Below are 16,989 nucleotides of genomic sequence, written 5' to 3'. Positions count from 1 at the left end.
GGGCTGCGAGTATAGCAAAAATCAGGCCGGGAGACGAAAGCGGGAAACTGCCTGCATCAACGCGTGAGAATCATTATGCAATTGCACCGAAGCTTCGGTGGCATCGGTGACCAGTTCCCCGGTGCGCCGCGCTACGTTATTCAACGAATGCAGTCGACGGGTCATATGATGGATGCTCTCCCCCTGGCTGAGGGTTGCCGTGGAGATATCGTTCAGTAAGCCGCTCAGATGTCCAACCAGGCCGGTGACCTGTTGCAGATTATATTCCAGTTTGCTTACCGCGTGGGTGCCGTCGTTAATGCCCTGTAAAGAGTGGTTGATCAATTGCTGGATGGTTTGCGTCGAGTGGCTGCTCTTACGCGCCAGCAGCCCTACCTCTTTTGCCACCACAGCAAAACCGCGCCCATGGTTACCCGCGTGCGCCGCCTCGATGGCGGCATTAAGCGCCAGAATATTGGTCTGGAAGGCCACCCCGTCAATTAACTCAACAATGCCGCGCATTTCAGAAGCACGACCGACAATCGCCTGCATCGACTGGTTTACCGTCTCCATCATACTGTCGCCCCCCGCCGCAACCTTGCGCGCTTCATCCGCACGTTCACTGGCAAGCCGGGCATAACCGCTATTGCCTTCAACATGGGATTCAAGCGTCGCAATATGGGCCGTGACGTCCTCCAGTTCTTGTGCCTGACGGGTCGATTGCTGATACAACTTCTGGTTGCCCTGCGCCAGACTATCGATATTGTTCACCATCGAACGAGTGGCGTGACTCACCTGACTGACAAGTTGTTGTAGTCCGTGCTGCATGGTGTCGACGCTCAGGACAATCTGGTCAATTTCGCGGTTGAAGCGTTTGACGTCGGGCAATGGCGTGGAAAGGTCGCCGGCAGCCAGGATATTGATATGGGCAATGAGCCGACGTAGCGGTGTGATGAGCCAGCGCGACATGGCAAACCAGACCGCAATCGCGATAATCACCAGTAGCGCAGGCACCAGCACAAACACCTGCTGCAGACGCGCCAGCCCGCCCATTAAGGTCAAACGACCTTCATCGGCCCGCTTTTCGCTGGCCTGCTGGAAGCGCGCGTAATTATCGTTAAAGTCGGCCTGAAATGCCTGGGCCGGAACGGCAAAAAAGGCATCGATCGAATTGGTTTTGACCAGCCCGTCGGCCTGCTCTTTGATTGCACCGTAGAAAAGCTGGTAACTGTTGACCAGCCCGTCATCTTTCGGGGGATTCATCGCAAGCCAGGCCTGCCAGGCTTTCTGTGACGTCGCAAGCGCAGCCTGAGCTTCATCCATCAGGCTATGCCAGCTACCATCAGAACCGGTCTCTTTATCCTGCATAAAATAGACACCCGCGCGGTTAAGCAGATCACTTGCCGCCAGTAATGCTACGCGGGCCTCGTCGACCTTCACTTGTTGCAGGTGAGTGTATTGATTGAGTTGCTCATTGTGCTGCGCATCGCGTAACGACAGGGTGAGAACGAAGGATGACGCTATCTGGAGTGCGGAAAAAAGTCCGATTATCCAGAAGATACCTGCCAGTAAGCCAAACTGCCGGGGTGTCAGTTGCCGAAAAATTCGGCGAAAAATTTGCTTTAAGTTCATAATATTCTTCTATAACCTCACGATGCCCGCGAGTTTACGAAAGAACTATGACGAAACCATGACATTCACAGACGGCGCGCCCCGCAGGGCGCGCATAAGATCACAGGCGATCTTTCCATACGGTTTGCGCATTACAAAACTCGTGCAAGCCGAAATGTGACAACTCACGGCCAAATCCGCTTTTCTTCACACCGCCGAAAGCGACACGGGCATCGCTGGCACTGTATCCGTTAATAAAGACCCCGCCACACTCCAGGCGGGCGGCAAAATCCTCTGCCAGCGCCATATCCGCGGTAAATACCGTCGCCGACAGACCAAAATCGCTGTCATTGGCCAGCTCAAGGGCATGTGCCGCATCGCGCGCCACGGTGATGGCTGCCACCGGGCCAAACATCTCCTGACGAAAAGCGGTCATCTCCGGCGTCACATGGGTCAGTACGGTTGCCGGATAGTAGTTCCCTGCCCCCGAAGGTTTCACGCCGCCAAGTGCCAGGGTTGCCCCCTCACTCAGAGTCGCCAGTACCTGTGCGTGCAACTCATCGCGCAGGTCGTAACGCGCCATGGGGCCAAGGTAGGTGCTCTCATCCAGAGGTTCCCCCTGTGGCAAGACCGCCGCCGCCGCGATAAATTTCTCCGTGAAGGCATCGGCAATGCCGGCCTCCACAATAAAGCGTTTTGCCGCCGCGCAAACCTGTCCGGTATTTTGATAACGTCCGGCCACTGCCGCTTTCACGGCCAGATCGAGATCCGCATCATTGAGGACGATAAACGGATCAGAACCGCCCAGTTCGAGAACACATTTTTTCAGCGCGGCGCCTGCCTGGGCGCCAATCGCCGCCCCGGCACGCACGCTGCCGGTGACGGTGACCGCCGCAATGCGCGGATCGTTTATCGCCTGGCTCACGCCGTCGTTGGTGGCATTTATCCAGCCAAACACGCCCTGTGGTACGCCCGCCTCGGCAAAGATTTTGCCTGTCAGATCCGCACAGCCCAGCACATTCGGCGCATGTTTAAGCAGATAACTATTGCCCGCCAGCAGAATCGGCACCGCGCCCCGCAGTACCTGCCACAGCGGAAAGTTCCATGGCATCACCGCCAGAATCGGCCCCATTGGTCGGTATTCAATCGTCGCCCGATTGTTTTCTACCAGGGTCGCTTCCGAACCCAGCATCGACGGACCGTGTTCGGCGTACCAGTCGCACAGATTGGCTGATTTGGTGACTTCGCCGCGCGCCTGGGTTATCGGCTTGCCCATTTCTTGAGAAATCAATTGCGCCATCGCCTCACCATGGCGGCGTAATACCGCGCCGACCGCGCGCAAGACCTGCGCACGCTCAGCGATACTTTTTTGTCGCCACTGGCGATACCCGCTGGCGGCAAGTTCCAGTGCCGCGTCAACGTCTTCACGACTGGCCCAGGGCGTCGCCGAGAGGGTTTCTCCGGTTGCCGGATTGACAGAAATAGCATGGGTGGCAGATGAAATTGACATAATTCTCTCGCTTTCGCTGTTCAGGTATTGCGCTATCGTCGCTGAATTTGCTATTTCTGAAAACTGAATAATATTAACTTCACTATTCACGAATGGAGAACACTATGGATTTAACGCAGCTTGAGATGTTCAACGCCGTGGCGCAAACCGGCAGCATTACCCAGGCCGCGCAAAAAGTGCATCGTGTGCCGTCAAATCTCACCACCCGCATTCGCCAGCTGGAGGCGGACCTCGGGGTAGATCTCTTTATTCGTGAAAACCAGCGGCTGCGTCTTTCCCCCGCCGGGCACAGTTTTTTACGCTACAGCCAGCAGATCCTCGCGCTGGTTGATGAAGCGCGGATGGTGGTGGCCGGTGACGAGCCGCAGGGACTGTTCTCACTTGGCTCGCTGGAGAGCACCGCCGCGGTGCGCATTCCGGCCACGCTCGCGAAATATAACCAGCGCTATCCGCGCATTCAGTTTGATCTGGCAACCGGGCCCTCCGGCACCATGATCGACGGTATTCTCGATGGCACCCTGAGCGCCGCCTTTGTCGACGGACCGGTAATGCATCCCGGGCTTGAAGGGATCCCTGTCTATCGTGAAGAGATGATGATTGTCGCCCCACATGGCCACGAGCCCATCACCCGGGCGGCCCAGGTGAACGGTTCCAGTATTTATGCGTTTCGCGCCAACTGTTCCTATCGTCGCCATTTTGAGAGCTGGTTTCACGCCGATCAGGCGACCCCCGGTAAAATCCACGAAATGGAGTCCTATCACGGGATGCTGGCCTGTGTGATTGCCGGGGCCGGGCTGGCGCTAATTCCCCGCAGCATGCTGGAAAGTATGCCCGGTCACCACCAGGTTGGCGCCTGGCCGCTGGCGGAAAACTGGCGCTGGCTAAATACCTGGCTGGTGTGGCGGCGCGGTGCGAAGACCCGCCACCTGGACGCCTTTATTGAGCTGCTGAACGCCGATCCGCAGTCAGCCGTTTTTCCATAAAAATGCTGAGCGGATCTTCTGCATAAGGGGCAAAAGCCTCCCGCTGCTGATATCCACTGCGCGAATAAAGACGGACCGCCGCGTGTTGTTTAATGCCCGTTTCCAGGCGCAATGTGTGGCACTCGCGATCCCGTGCCGCATGCTCAAGGGCTACCAGTAGCTTTTCCCCCAGTTGCTGGCCGCGATGGTGCGCATCAATATAGACCCGTTTCATCTCGCCGGTACCGTCGTCATTAAGGACTATGGCACCACAACCGACCATCGCACCGGACGCATCCACGATGGCCTGCATGATGACGCGCTCAGGTGGCAAAGATGCCAAATCGAGGAGATGATTGCTCTCAGCCGGGTAAAGTTCAGCCTGATATGCATCAAGGGCGGCAATCAGGGCGCGAATACCTGGCTGACTTGCCGAGGCAGGAATAAAGGTATACATGACTCCTCCTGTTATTGTTCTGTTAAATTACGCGCAAACCCTGCCCACTTCGCCATACAATTAACTTATATATCCCTGTCCGGATTGCATAAAACGCGCCTGCGGCGGTAATTTACGCTCACGCGTAATCGTGATAACGGAAGAGAAATGAATACCAGAGCCCGCAAAGTGATGATCATCGGTACCGGCAATGTTGGCGCATCGGCGGCTTACGCCCTGCTGAATCAGAACATTGCCGAAGAGTTGATCCTTGTTGATTTGAATCGCGATCGCGTTGAAGGTCATGTGCAGGATCTGGCGGACGCCGCCGCATATATGCCGGGCATGATGCATATTACCAGCCGAGATGCCGCTGACTGTGCCGATGTGGATATTGCGGTCATCACCGTCTCCGGTGGCCCGCTTAAGCCAGGCCAGACCCGCCTGGACGAGCTACAGAATACCGCGCGTATTGTCAAAAATATTGTGCCGCAGATGATGGAAAACGGCTTTAATGGCATCTTTCTGATTGCCACCAACCCCTGTGACATCATTACCTGGCAGGTATGGAAACTCTCTGGCCTGCCGCGCAGCCAGGTCATTGGTACCGGCGTCTGGCTCGATACCACCCGATTGCGGCGCGCGCTGGCGCAGACGCTGGATATCGGCGCGCAAAGTATCGACGCGTTTATTCTTGGCGAGCATGGCGACACTCAGTTTCCGGTGTGGTCGCACTCCTCCGTTTACGGTTCGCCGATTGCCGATGTCTGGAAGCGGCGTACCGGGCAAAACATCGATTTTGACGGGCTGGCAGAGAGCGTTCGTAAACACGGTTTTGAAATTTACGCCCGTAAAGGCTGCACCGAGTACGGGATTGCCGGGACGATTGCGGAGATCTGCCGCAATATCTTTACCGGTAGCCACCGCGCGCTGGCGATCTCCTGCGTGCTTAACGGTGAGTATGGCGTGAGCGATGTCGCCATTGGCGTGCCTGCGGTCCTGACCCAGAGCGGCGTGCAGCAGATTATTGAGTTACAGCTTGAAGCGGACGAAGTGGCGAAATTTAACCACTCCGTGTCGGTGATTAAGCAGAATATCTCTCGCCTGCCGTAACAGGCGGCTCGCAGCTATCGAACAAACGGCGTGGCAATGAGCACGCTGTTTGTTTTAACGAAATAAAACCATCAACGGGCAGGATGCTAACTGGCAATGGTTAACCGGGCAGGCAAGACGGCAAGTTTCTGGCGAATATCGTCGCCAAGGTGACTGTCGGTGACAATGTCCGTCAGTGAATCAAGACGGGCGACATTAAACAGCGACCACGCCCCGTATTTACTGCTGTCAGCCAGCAACACCCGACGCTGCGCATTATCAATCAACGCCCGTTTCAGCGCCGCTTTCTCTTCGGTTGGCGAGGTGATGCCTTTTTCCAGATCCCAGCCGTTACAGCTAACGAAGGCCAGATCCGGCCAAATCCCCTGCAACAGCTTGCGGCCATGATCGCCGATGCATGACTGGCTGGTATCATCAATTCGCCCGCCAATAATGGTCACTTCGATTTGCTTAAACTCAGAGAGAAACAGCGCGATATGCAAATCGCTGGTGATAACCCTCAGCGGCAGATGCGTCAACTGGCGAGCGAGTTCAATCATGGTGGTGCCCGCATCAAGCACAATGGCGTCGCCCGCTTTCACCAGCGACGCGGCCGCACAGGCGATAGCATGTTTTTCCGACAGATTACGCTGCATTTTCTCAAGCGTTGTCGGCTGCGAGGGGATAAACCGGTTAAGCGTAACGCCGCCGTGTGAACGGCTTATCACCCCTTCCTGATCAAGTTTGATCAAATCGCGGCGAATGGTGGCAGGAGACGCGTTGGTGATTGTCACCAGTTGGTCTACCGTTACCAGATTATGGCCTTTCAGATAATCCATAATCTGTTCTAACCGGTTATATCCCTTCATATTATTCTCGTGTGATTTGCATAGCTAACTGGATGGAGACCGCCATGCTCTCCGGTTTCGCTTTTCCGGTCCAGGCGATATCAAAGGCGGTGCCATGATCCGCAGAGGTACGGATAAACGGCAAACCAGCAGTGATATTAACCCCATCGTAAAAGCCCAGCAATTTTAAAGGAATATGCCCCTGATCGTGGTACATCGCCACCACCATGTCATACATCCCTTCATTGCACTGCATAAAGACCGTGTCCGGCGGGCACGGGCCGTAAACGTTGAGCCCTTCGGCTTTCATCGCTTCAACCGCCGGGCCTACGGTAGTGATCTCTTCATCGCCAAACAGGCCATTTTCTCCGGCATGCGGGTTCACCCCGGCCACCGCGATACGCGGGTTTGCAAAACCAACACGTTTGAGGAAAGTATCCGCCACACGAATTACCGTCTTGATACGATCCTGATTCAGGGTATCAAGGAATTTACGCAGCGCAATATGAGTGGTGACGTGAATCACTTTGAGTTTGTCGGTATAGAGCACCATCGCATAGTCGTTAATATTGGTCAGTTTCGCCAGCAGCTCGGTATGACCCGGATAGTGGTGACCACCTGAGTGCAGCGCTTCTTTGTTCAGCGGTGCGGTGGCAATGGCTTTTACTTCGCCGGCCATCGCCAGTTCCGTCGCGCGCCGCACGCAACGATAGGCCAGATCGCCCGCCTGGGCTTGTACTTTGCCGGGTTCCAGCGCCTGCGGATCCGCCAGCGGTTCATCGAGCACGTTAATCACGCCAGGCGCGAAGCGGGCGTCGCTGACCTGGTTGATAATGCGCAGTTCCGCATGCGGCGTCACGTTCAGCGCCAGGATACGGTTGAACGTTTGGGCGCACCCCACAACCACAACCGGCGCCCCGGACAGCTCCCCTTCGACCAGCGATTTAATAATAATCTCCGGACCAATCCCCGCAGGATCACCCATCGTTACGGCAATAATGTTAGTCACTCGACTTCTCCTCAATAAAATACAAAACCTTGCGCAACGTGGTTTCGTCGCCAAAACCGCCCGCTTTGGTCATCACTGGTCGTTGCCATTCGCAACCTGAAAAATATCCCCAGGGCACGCATTCAGCGGCGCGCCCACGAATCTGAAACCCTTTTGCTCCCAGCGCCCTGGCGACAGCTATCGCCACATCGCCGCCAGAGAGATAAAGTCCGTCAGGCGTACTGTGCTGCAGTACATCCCAGGTCAGTGCACCTAAATAATCACAAATACGCTCACCGCACTCCGCCCGGCTCAGCCCCCAGCGCTCGCATAGCGCAGCCACCTGATGGCGTGCCTGTTCATCCGGGCAGGTATGCACCAGACAGTGTTTGCCCGCGTTAAGCGCGGTGGTAATCGCGGCGCGGTAGTCGGTGGAAGACGGCTGGAAGACATCATTGATATCAATAAAGATGTGTTCACAGCGAGGATGCTGCGCAGCTGTACGCACCTGTTTTTGAGCGATTTCACTCATTGAGCCGACAACCGCCAGCACCACCGCCTGTTTTTCCGGCGCCAGACGTCGTGACAAAGCGTCACACAGCCCGGCGGAACCCACCAGCAACGGCCTTTCGCTCGCCTGCATCGCATGGGTGATGATGTCATCCAGATCGGCGTCCGTTTGCGCATCCACTACCAGTAGCACAGGTGCTTGTGCACGGGCGTTTGAGAGCGCGACAGGTAATTGTGAGGGGGTAATGTTCTGGCTATGCCCGATAAAGAGCGCTCCCACATCCGCGCTGGTAATCGGCGTTTTCGGATCGCTGGCAAACTCGGTGTCGGTGAGCAGTACGCCATTTACCAGGCATTTCCCCTGCCGGGTAATGCGTCCTGCCGCTGGAAACGCCGGGGCGATAATCACCGCCGCCGCCCCCGTAACCTGCTGCATGGCCATCACTTCGGCTCCCGGATTACCGCGTAGCGTGGAATCTATCTTTTTTACCAGCCACGTCGGCGAATACTGACGTAATACGCTTTCAGTCAGCGCGGCCACCTTCTCTTGTGCCGCATCCGCCGTCAGTGCGCGGCTATCGCTGTTATAAATGAGCGCCTGCGCATCGCTTTGGTATGTCGCTTCCAGCACGACGTCCACACGCATCCCTGCCTGCGCCAGGCTCACGCCCGCATCGTTCGCGCCTGTGAAGTCATCGGCCAGAATGACCACTTGTTGGTCCGAGGTTTGTTTGTTCATCCCTACTCCGGGTCGTTACGTTCTGGATATGATTATATTCAATCATAATTGATTATATGTGAGCAAGATCAACTTATTTAATTTGCGAATAAATTATAAATTTATGCCATACAGTGACCGTGATTGAAAAAATATGATTGATTTCAATCACCACAAAGACAGACAGGAGAACGTTGTGGTAACAATAAACAGCACCCTGATAAGCGGCGCAGGGGCCATTCCCGCCATCGCGCCATTGCTTACGGGTAAAAATAAACTCTTACTGGTTAGCGACAGCAACGTCATCAAACTTGCCGCAACGCAACAGATCCTGACACTGCTGCAGGCGGAAGGCCGACGGGTACAAGTTATTGACAGCGTACCGCCAGAACCCAGCCAGCATGATGTCGCCCGTATCCTCGGTGACTCGACGGACGCGGCATTCGATCTGGTCGTGGGTATCGGCGGCGGCAGCGTCCTTGATGTCACCAAACTGTTATCGGTCCTCTGTCATCCTCGCTCACCCGGCCTTGACGCCCTGCTCGCGGGGGAAAAACCGACCGCACGCGTCCCTTCTTTATTGATTCCGGCCACCGCAGGGACCGGGTCTGAGGCCACGCCAAACGCGATTCTGGCGATCCCGGAACAGAACACCAAAGTGGGCATCATCTCTCCGGTATTGCTGCCGGATTATGTCGCGCTGTTGCCGGAATTGACCACCAGCATGCCAGCGCATATCGCCTCTTCTACCGGTATTGATGCCCTGTGCCACCTGATTGAATGCTTTACCGCTACGATCGCCAACCCGGTGAGCGATAACGTTGCCCTGACCGGTCTGCGAAAGCTTCTGCACAATATCGAAACCGCCGTTAGCGAGCCGCACAACCTGACCGCGCGCCTCGAAATGTTGTGGGCCTCTTATTACGGCGGTGCGGCAATCACCCATGCCGGGACGCATCTGGTGCATGCGCTCTCCTACCCACTGGGTGGCAAATACCATCTGCCGCACGGTGTCGCGAATGCCATTCTGCTGGCCCCCTGTATGAAAGTGGTGCGCCCGTACGCCGTCGAAAAATTCGCGCAGGTGTGGGATCTCGTTCCGGACGCAGACACCACGCTCAGCGATGAGGATAAATCCCACGCGCTGGTGGATTACTTTGCTGCGCTGGTAAAACGCCTCGATCTGCCGGACAACCTGGAAGCGCTGGGGGTACCGCGAGCGGATATTCCGTCGCTGGCCGATGCCGCCCTGAACGTTAAGCGCTTGATGAATAACGCCCCTTGCACGGTTGATCACAGCGCCGTGCAGGCGATTTACCAGACATTGTTTCACTGATTTATCACGGAGAGATGTGCAATGAGTAAGAAAATTGAAGGCGTGCTGACGGCGATCGTCACGCCTTTTAATGCAGAAGGTGGATTGAATGTTCAGTCACTGAAAGAACAGGTCAATCGCCAACTGACGGCCGGAAACGGCATTTTCTGCGGCGGCACCAACGGTGAGTTTTTTGTGCTTAACGAGCAGGAAAAAATCACCGTCACCGCAGCCTGCGTTGATGAAGTGGCCGGTCGCGCCAATGTGGTGGCACATATTGGTGAGATCGCTACCCGCGAAACCATCCGTCTTGGTAAACAGATTGAAAAACTGGGCGTCGACGCGGTTTCCGTGATCACACCCTATTTTGTCCCCTTAAAACAAAACGAATTAATTACCCATTATACCGCTATTGCTGATGCACTCAGCGTACCGGTATTTCTGTACAACATCCCTGCCCGCACCGGGAATACCCTTGAACCACAGACTGTCCGCGTGTTGGCGGAACATCCGAACATTATTGGCATTAAGGACAGCGCAGGCAGCTATGAAAGCCTGAGTGGATTTCTGAACGCCGTTAAAGATATCGAGAATTTCGATGTCCTGAATGGACCGGACTCCCTGATTCACCGGGGATTCGTGGAAGGATGTTCTGCCTGTATCTCTGGTCTTGCGAACGTCGCACCAAAAGAAATCAATGCCATTTGGTCGCATTTCAGGGCTGGCGACGTGGAAGGCTCCCGTCAGGCACAAGAAAATGTCACCGGTCTGCGTACCGATCTCTATAGCGTAGGGTTCTCTCCGGCGGCGGTTAAAAAAGCAGTGCAACTCATGGGCTATAACGTCGGCGAAAGTCGTTATGCCGTTTCATTCACCGAAGAACAACAGCTGCAAATTCGCCAGATCGTAACGCAGTACGTGCGTTAAGGCGTTTTTCATTCGTCATTAGAATATTGGGCACCTCAGGTGCCCTGGCTTCACTCGCCCCAAAGAGAGGCAAAGATGAACACGTTTACTTCACAAGATACCCTGATCATTGTCGGTATAGTCATTGCCTATATCGTCTTTACCACCTGGCTTACGTTCCGTTTACGCAGTAAAAACTCCGGCGACTTTATGGAAGGCTCCCGCGCGATGCCGGCCTTTATCGTTGGTATCTTATTAATGTCTGAATACATTGGCGCGAAATCAACTGTCGGTACCGCACAGGCCGCCTTCGAAGGCGGGATTGCCGCCTCATGGTCAGTTCTGGGTGCGGTTATCGGTTTCCCATTGTTTGGCCTGCTGCTGGTCAAACGCATTTATAACACCGGCAAAATCACCATCTCCGGCGCAATTGCAGAGAAGTACGGCAAAAGCACCAAGAACATCATTTCTATCATCATGATCTACGCATTGCTGCTGGTGAATGTCGGCAACTACGTGAGCGGCGCGGCGGCGATTTCTACAGTGTTGAAAGTGAGCCTGCCGGTGGCCGCCTTTATTACCGCCATCGTCAGTACCTTCTACTTTGCCTACGGCGGCATGAAAGGCGTGGCCTGGGTTACCCTGCTGCACAGTGCGCTTAAGTACTTCGGTATTCTGGTCATCATGGGTTTTGCACTCTACAAAACCGGTGGTTTCACCCCGATGGTTCAGAAAATGCCGGACTTCTACTGGACCTGGGATGGTAACTTCGGTGCCAGCACTATTTTCGCCTGGTTGATTGGGACTATCGGGTCTATTTTCTGTACCCAGTTCGTGATTCAGGCCATCTGTTCGACCAAAGATGTGCAATCGGCGAAACGTTCCACCTGGATAGCATTTTTCTTCTGTATGCCGATTGCGCTGGCGATTGCCGTTATCGGCGTCGCGGCAAAATATCTGCACCCAGAAATTAACAGCCTGTATGCGATGCCGATTTTCCTGCAGGATATGAACCCATGGATTGCCGGACTTGTGACAACGTCACTTGTTGCTTCTATTTTCGTGAGTGTCAGTACCGTTGCGCTGGCTATCGCCTCGCTGGTGGTGAAAGATTTCTATGTCCCTTACCGTAACCCGACACCGGAGCAAGAATTTAAAGCCACGCGCTGGTTATCTTTATTGATTGGTTTCCTGCCGCTGATTTTCGTGCTGCTGGTCCCGGAAGTGCTGAAATTGTCGTTCTTTACCCGAGCGATCCGTCTGTCCATCACGGTGGTTGCAGTGATTGCTTTCTACGCACCGTTCTTTAAAAGCACCCGTGGCGCGAACGCCGGCCTGATTGGCTCCTGTGTTGTGACATCACTGTGGTATGTGCTGGGCGACCCGTTCGGTATCAACAACATGTATATCGCGCTGATTACCCCGGCGGTGATTATGGTCCTGGACCGAATTATCCCGAACAAAGCGTACGCGAAAACGAAAGCACCAACACCTGTACAAAATAGTGGAGTTTGATATGTCCGTTACTGTTAATCGCGATGGCGTATTACGTCAGCAAGAAGATGCACGTGTCATCAGCGCGATGCTGCCCTCGCCCTGCCCGCAAAACCACGCGGCCAACATTCTGCCGCTGCCTGATGGCACGCTGATGTGCGTCTGGTTTGGCGGCACCCAGGAAGGCGTTGCGGATATTTCCGTGTGGAGTTCACGCCTCGTAGCCGGCTGCGACAGCTGGAGTGAGGCGGTCAAACTGTCTGACGATGCCAGTCGTTCCGAGCAAAACCCGGTGCTGTTCCTCGCCCCAGATAACGTACTGTGGTTGATGTGGACCGCGCAGATCTCCGGCAACCAGGACACGGCAATCGTCCGCTATCGCCAGTCGACCGACCTTGGTGTCAGTTGGGGCGAAATTGCCACACTGCTCGATAAGCCAGGCACGTTTATTCGCCAGCCGATCACCGTGCTGGAAAATGGCAACTGGCTGCTGCCGGTCTTCTATTGCCGCACCAAACCGGGCGAGAAGTGGGTCGGTAATGATGATATCAGCGCGGTAAAAATCTCCACCGATCAAGGGAAAACCTGGCGCGATGTGGAGGTCCCGGAAAGCCTTGGCTGTGTGCATATGAACATCACCGCACTGCACAACGGCACCCTGGTTGCGCTTTTCCGCAGTCGCTGGGCGGATAACATCTATTACAGCCAGTCGACCGACGATGGTGAAAGCTGGTCTGTGCCGGAACCGACGACCTTGCCAAACAACAATTCGTCCATTCAGGTCACGACCCTGGCGGACGGCAATCTGGCGCTGGTGTTTAACTACATGAGTGCCGCCGGGGCGCTGGAACGTCGTGCCTCGCTGTATGACGAAATTGACGATGGCGATGGACGCAAAGAGCCGGAAGTAACCAGCGGTCGCAGCGCATTCTGGGGTGCACCGCGTGCGCCGATGACCGTGGCTATCTCACCTGACGGTGGGAAAAGCTGGCCTTGGCAGCGTCATCTGGACGAAGGTGACGGCTATTGCATGACCAATAACTCACAGGAAAAACTAAATCGCGAGTTCTCCTACCCGAGCATCAAACAGGGAGCGGACGGCAGTTTGCATATCGCTTATACCTATTTCCGCCAGGCGATTAAATACGTTCGCGTATCGCCGGAATGGGTTAAGGAGTCAGTGTGATTTTTGGCAATCTTAACGCCCTGCCGCAGGCAGGGTTGCCCGCGGTGTTGCGCGATATTCTGGCGCTTCCTCAGTGCGCATTCGACGCATTGCAGGCGCGCGACGATGGGCGTTTTCAGCTACCGGGGGCAGAGTGGTTCTGTACCGTCGGCCCGGCCAATACGCAACGGCGTGAAATCCGTCATACGGAATATCACCACCAGTGGGCGGATATTCAAGTGCTGCTGACGGGTGAAGAGCTCATTTGTGCCGGCACGCAGTACGTGCCGCTGGCAACCGATGAGGAGCGTAAGCCGGATCTCTTTATCACCACCACCGCCGAGCTACCGGTCAGTATGCTGCTGCAGGCGGGTGATTTTGCCGTATTCTTGCCGGGCGAACCGCATCAGGCGCTGTGCGCGGCGGCAGAACCAATGACGATCCGCAAAGCAGTGTTTAAAGTTCCGCGTGCGCTGCTGGAGGTGTAAATATGCCACACGCAATCGTAACTGGTGCAAGTTCCGGAATTGGCGAGGCTATTGTCAGCCGTCTGCTCAATCAGGGATGGAATGTCACCGGGCTTAGCCGTTCAAACGTCAGGCGTGACAACACGGGATTTAACAGCATATGTGTCGATCTCAGTGACGGCGCGGCCCTGCGAGAGGTGCTGACCACCCTGGCTGAGCCTCATGCAGTCATTCATGCCGCCGGAATGATGGCCTCAGCACCGCTTGGCGAGTTAACACCTGAGGTCAGTCAGCGGTTGTGGCAATTGCATGTGCTGGCGGCGGAGACACTGATCAATCACTTTGCCCCACAGATGGCGTCCGGAGGCAGGATAGTGGTCATTGGCAGCCGGACGTCGCGCGGTGCAGCGGGACGATCGCAGTATGTTGCCACCAAGGCGGCGCTGGTGGGCATGGTGCGCAGTTGGGCAGCAGAACTGGCGCCGAGGGGGATCACCGCCAACGTGGTCGCTCCTGGGGCGACACAAACGCCGATGCTCAGTGCGCCCGGACGCGCAAGCTCGCCGCCCACTATGCCGCCCATTGGACGATTGATTTCGCCTGAGGAAGTGGCAGCACTGGTAGGATTTGTCCTGTCACCAGAGGCGGCGGCCATTACCGGTCAGGAATTGGTGATCTGTGGCGGCGCATCGCTTAAGTAACGAAAGACGGGTGACACTGTCACCCGTCTTAATTTCTCATCTACGCTTGTATTCAGCCGCGCAAGTAGACTTTACCTATCAGATAGGTGGTTGCCTGACCGCCAATCAATACCCTTTCGCCACGCGCTTCGCAGCGCAGTTCACCGCCACGGGCTGAAAGTTGACGTGCCTGCAAAACGGATTTACCGAGTTTATCCGCCCAGTATGGAATCAGCATGCTGTGGGTCGAGCCGGTTACCGGATCTTCCGGCACCGATTCGCCCGGACAGAAAAAGCGACTGACAAAATCATGCTTGTCGCCTGGCGCGGTAATACAGACCATTTTCTTTAAAGGGATCATCGCGGCGATGTCAGGGGTCACCGCTTCAACCTGCTGCTGGTTTTCCAGCACCACCATATAATCGCGCGCCACGCGTACCTCTTTGGCCTGGGTGATACCCAGTGTTTCAAACAGCAGCGCAGGCGGTGCTGCCACCCGTTCTGTCTGCCAGGCCGGGAAGTCCAGGGTCAGCCAGTCGCCTTTGCGGCTTACGATAAGCGGGCCAACAAAACGGGTAGTAAAGTTAATGTGTGTATCGGGGTAGTCCAGGTATTCAAAAATCACGTGCGCGGCGGCAAGCGTGGCATGCCCGCAAAGGTTGATTTCGTACTGCGTGGTAAACCAGCGCAGCTCAAAGCCGTCGTCGTTACGAACAAAGAACGCCGTCTCAGACTGGTTGTGTTGCTGTGCCATTTTCAACAGCACATCATCCGGCAACCATTCCGTTAGCGGACAAACTGCGGCGGCATTACCGCCAAACGTATGGTCGCTAAACGCGTCCACCATATAGAAGTCGATTGTGTGCATAGCCTTTCCTCTTGTTTTCCTTTGTTTTTCCCTTGTATTGCTTTTTGTTTCAACTGACAACGTTGTGCCCCAATTAAAAATGAGACATTGATCACAAAAAGTTTGTATTTTGAGCAGAATTAGATCTAAGATCTGCCCATATTCTTCCCCTGCAACCGATCCCAAAAGATATGACAACACAAATGGTTTCACGAAAAGTCGCGTGGCTTCGGGTGGTTACGCTTGCCATTGCTGCGTTCATTTTCAACACTACTGAGTTCGTGCCTGTGGGGCTGCTGTCGGACATCGCGCAAAGTTTCAATATGGAAACGCCGCAGGTCGGTATTATGCTGACGATCTACGCTTGGGTTGTGGCGCTGATGTCACTGCCGTTTATGCTGCTGACCAGCCAGGTAGAGCGTCGCAAGCTGCTGATTGGCCTGTTCGTTTTGTTTATTGGCAGTCATGTCCTCTCCTTCCTGGCGTGGAATTTCCATGTGCTGGTAATCAGCCGCATTGGTATTGCTTTCGCCCATGCGATTTTCTGGTCCATCACCGCGTCGCTCGCAATACGACTGGCCCCGGCGGGTAAACGCGCGCAGGCGCTGAGCCTTATCGCTACCGGTACCGCGCTGGCGATGGTGCTGGGTATTCCGATTGGTCGCGTCGTCGGCCAATATTTTGGCTGGCGTACGACCTTCTTCGCCATCGGTTTTGGCGCGCTGGTTACTCTGCTGTGTCTGATTAAACTGTTGCCGAAACTGCCCAGTGAGCACTCAGGTTCACTGCGTAGTCTGCCTGAACTGTTCCGTCGCCCGGCGCTGTTGTCCATTTATTTGCTGACGGTCATTGTGGTTACCGCCCACTACACCGCCTACAGCTATATCGAACCGTTCGTGCAGACGGTGGCGGGCCTCAGCGGTAATTTCGCGACCTTGTTGCTGCTGATACTCGGCGGTGCGGGGATCCTCGGTAGCGTGCTGTTTGGCAAACTGGGCAATAAACATGCCTCCGGCCTTATCAGCGGCGCGATTGGCCTGCTGGTTATTTCGCTGTTGTTGCTACGCCCTGCGGCAGGCAGTGAGATAAACCTGGCCGTGCTGAGCATTTTCTGGGGTATCGCAATTATGATTATCGGCCTCGGTATGCAGGTGAAAGTCCTGGCGCTGGCACCGGATGCGACCGATGTGGCCATGTCACTGTTCTCGGGAATTTTCAATATCGGGATTGGCGCAGGCGCGCTGGTCGGTAACCAAATCAGCCTGCAGTGGTCGATGTCAGCCATTGGCTATGCGGGTGCTATTCCTGCGCTGGCCGCGCTGGTCTGGTCGGTCGTGATTTTCCGGCGCTGGCCGGTATCAGCAGAAGAAAGACAGCAACCGCACACTCTGTAACGCCTCACCGTCAGCGAGTTGTCGTTTCGCAACCCGCTGACGGGTTCTACTCATCGTCCCGTCTCAG

General features: G+C 55.3%; 16 protein-coding genes. 9 read left to right on the top strand and 7 right to left on the bottom strand.

Annotated features, from left to right (window positions below; genetic code table 11):
• Positions 1-21: 21 nt before the first annotated feature.
• Both AB182_RS11710 and sad read right to left on the bottom strand, forming a co-directional pair.
• Positions 22-1,611, bottom strand: coding sequence for a methyl-accepting chemotaxis protein (locus AB182_RS11710; RefSeq protein WP_047370241.1), 1,590 nt, complete (start codon positions 1,609-1,611; stop codon positions 22-24).
• A 100-nt stretch (positions 1,612-1,711) separates the two neighbouring features.
• Positions 1,712-3,100, bottom strand: a complete 1,389-nt coding sequence (gene sad, locus AB182_RS11705) for a succinate-semialdehyde dehydrogenase (RefSeq protein ID WP_047370240.1) — start codon at positions 3,098-3,100, stop codon at positions 1,712-1,714.
• Between the two features lie 104 nt (positions 3,101-3,204).
• Here sad and ptrR point away from each other — a divergent pair, with 104 nt between their 5' ends.
• Positions 3,205-4,083: a putrescine utilization regulator PtrR gene (ptrR, locus tag AB182_RS11700; protein WP_047370239.1), complete on the top strand. Its 879-nt coding sequence runs from the start codon at positions 3,205-3,207 to the stop codon at positions 4,081-4,083.
• Here the strand turns inward: ptrR and AB182_RS11695 are convergent.
• Positions 4,037-4,519, bottom strand: coding sequence for a GNAT family N-acetyltransferase (locus AB182_RS11695; protein ID WP_047370238.1), 483 nt, complete (start codon positions 4,517-4,519; stop codon positions 4,037-4,039). The two genes, ptrR and AB182_RS11695, sit on opposite strands and share 47 nt — an antisense overlap.
• A gap of 147 nt (positions 4,520-4,666) precedes the next feature.
• Between AB182_RS11695 and AB182_RS11690 the strand changes: the two genes are divergently transcribed.
• Positions 4,667-5,611, top strand: a complete 945-nt coding sequence (locus AB182_RS11690) for an L-lactate dehydrogenase (protein WP_047370237.1) — start codon at positions 4,667-4,669, stop codon at positions 5,609-5,611.
• An 86-nt stretch (positions 5,612-5,697) separates the two neighbouring features.
• Here the strand turns inward: AB182_RS11690 and AB182_RS11685 are convergent, their stop codons facing one another.
• Genes AB182_RS11685 through dtnK form a run of 3 tightly spaced genes read right to left on the bottom strand, consistent with a single transcriptional unit; the run spans position 5,698 to position 8,675 of the window.
• Positions 5,698-6,459 (bottom strand): DeoR/GlpR family DNA-binding transcription regulator, encoded by a 762-nt coding sequence (locus AB182_RS11685; protein ID WP_047370236.1) that lies wholly within the window; start codon positions 6,457-6,459, stop codon positions 5,698-5,700.
• 1 nt (position 6,460) lies between these two features.
• Positions 6,461-7,447, bottom strand: coding sequence for a D-threonate 4-phosphate dehydrogenase (locus tag AB182_RS11680; RefSeq protein ID WP_047370235.1), 987 nt, complete (start codon positions 7,445-7,447; stop codon positions 6,461-6,463).
• Positions 7,440-8,675 carry a D-threonate kinase gene (gene dtnK, locus AB182_RS11675; protein WP_047370234.1) on the bottom strand — a complete coding sequence of 412 codons (1,236 nt, stop codon included), beginning with the start codon at positions 8,673-8,675 and terminating at the stop codon, positions 7,440-7,442. The genes AB182_RS11680 and dtnK overlap by 8 nt, the downstream gene beginning before the upstream one ends.
• A gap of 175 nt (positions 8,676-8,850) precedes the next feature.
• Between dtnK and AB182_RS11670 the strand changes: the two genes are divergently transcribed.
• The 6 genes from AB182_RS11670 to AB182_RS11645 all read left to right on the top strand — a co-directional run bounded on the left by AB182_RS11670 (position 8,851) and on the right by AB182_RS11645 (position 14,702).
• Positions 8,851-9,990: an iron-containing alcohol dehydrogenase gene (locus AB182_RS11670; protein ID WP_047373268.1), complete on the top strand. Its 1,140-nt coding sequence runs from the start codon at positions 8,851-8,853 to the stop codon at positions 9,988-9,990.
• A 21-nt stretch (positions 9,991-10,011) separates the two neighbouring features.
• Entirely contained in the window at positions 10,012-10,896 is an 885-nt protein-coding gene (locus tag AB182_RS11665) for a dihydrodipicolinate synthase family protein (protein WP_047370233.1), read from the top strand.
• Between the two features lie 75 nt (positions 10,897-10,971).
• Positions 10,972-12,390, top strand: coding sequence for a sodium:solute symporter family protein (locus AB182_RS11660; RefSeq protein WP_047370232.1), 1,419 nt, complete (start codon positions 10,972-10,974; stop codon positions 12,388-12,390).
• A 1-nt stretch (position 12,391) separates the two neighbouring features.
• Positions 12,392-13,555 carry a sialidase family protein gene (locus AB182_RS11655; RefSeq protein WP_047370231.1) on the top strand — a complete coding sequence of 388 codons (1,164 nt, stop codon included), beginning with the start codon at positions 12,392-12,394 and terminating at the stop codon, positions 13,553-13,555.
• Positions 13,552-14,022, top strand: a complete 471-nt coding sequence (locus AB182_RS11650) for a YhcH/YjgK/YiaL family protein (RefSeq protein ID WP_047370230.1) — start codon at positions 13,552-13,554, stop codon at positions 14,020-14,022. Before AB182_RS11655 ends, AB182_RS11650 begins: the two co-directional genes overlap by 4 nt.
• A gap of 2 nt (positions 14,023-14,024) precedes the next feature.
• Positions 14,025-14,702 carry an SDR family NAD(P)-dependent oxidoreductase gene (locus AB182_RS11645; protein WP_047370229.1) on the top strand — a complete coding sequence of 226 codons (678 nt, stop codon included), beginning with the start codon at positions 14,025-14,027 and terminating at the stop codon, positions 14,700-14,702.
• A gap of 52 nt (positions 14,703-14,754) precedes the next feature.
• Here the strand turns inward: AB182_RS11645 and AB182_RS11640 are convergent, their stop codons facing one another.
• Entirely contained in the window at positions 14,755-15,549 is a 795-nt protein-coding gene (locus AB182_RS11640) for a PhzF family phenazine biosynthesis protein (RefSeq protein WP_047370228.1), read from the bottom strand.
• A gap of 170 nt (positions 15,550-15,719) precedes the next feature.
• Here AB182_RS11640 and AB182_RS11635 point away from each other — a divergent pair, with 170 nt between their 5' ends.
• Positions 15,720-16,922: a sugar transporter gene (locus tag AB182_RS11635; RefSeq protein WP_047370227.1), complete on the top strand. Its 1,203-nt coding sequence runs from the start codon at positions 15,720-15,722 to the stop codon at positions 16,920-16,922.
• Positions 16,923-16,989 lie beyond the last annotated feature (67 nt).

The sequence above is a fragment of the Phytobacter ursingii genome (assembly GCF_001022135.1).
GTDB lineage: Bacteria > Pseudomonadota > Gammaproteobacteria > Enterobacterales > Enterobacteriaceae > Phytobacter > Phytobacter ursingii.
This window is presented reverse-complemented; position numbering and strand designations above follow the sequence as displayed.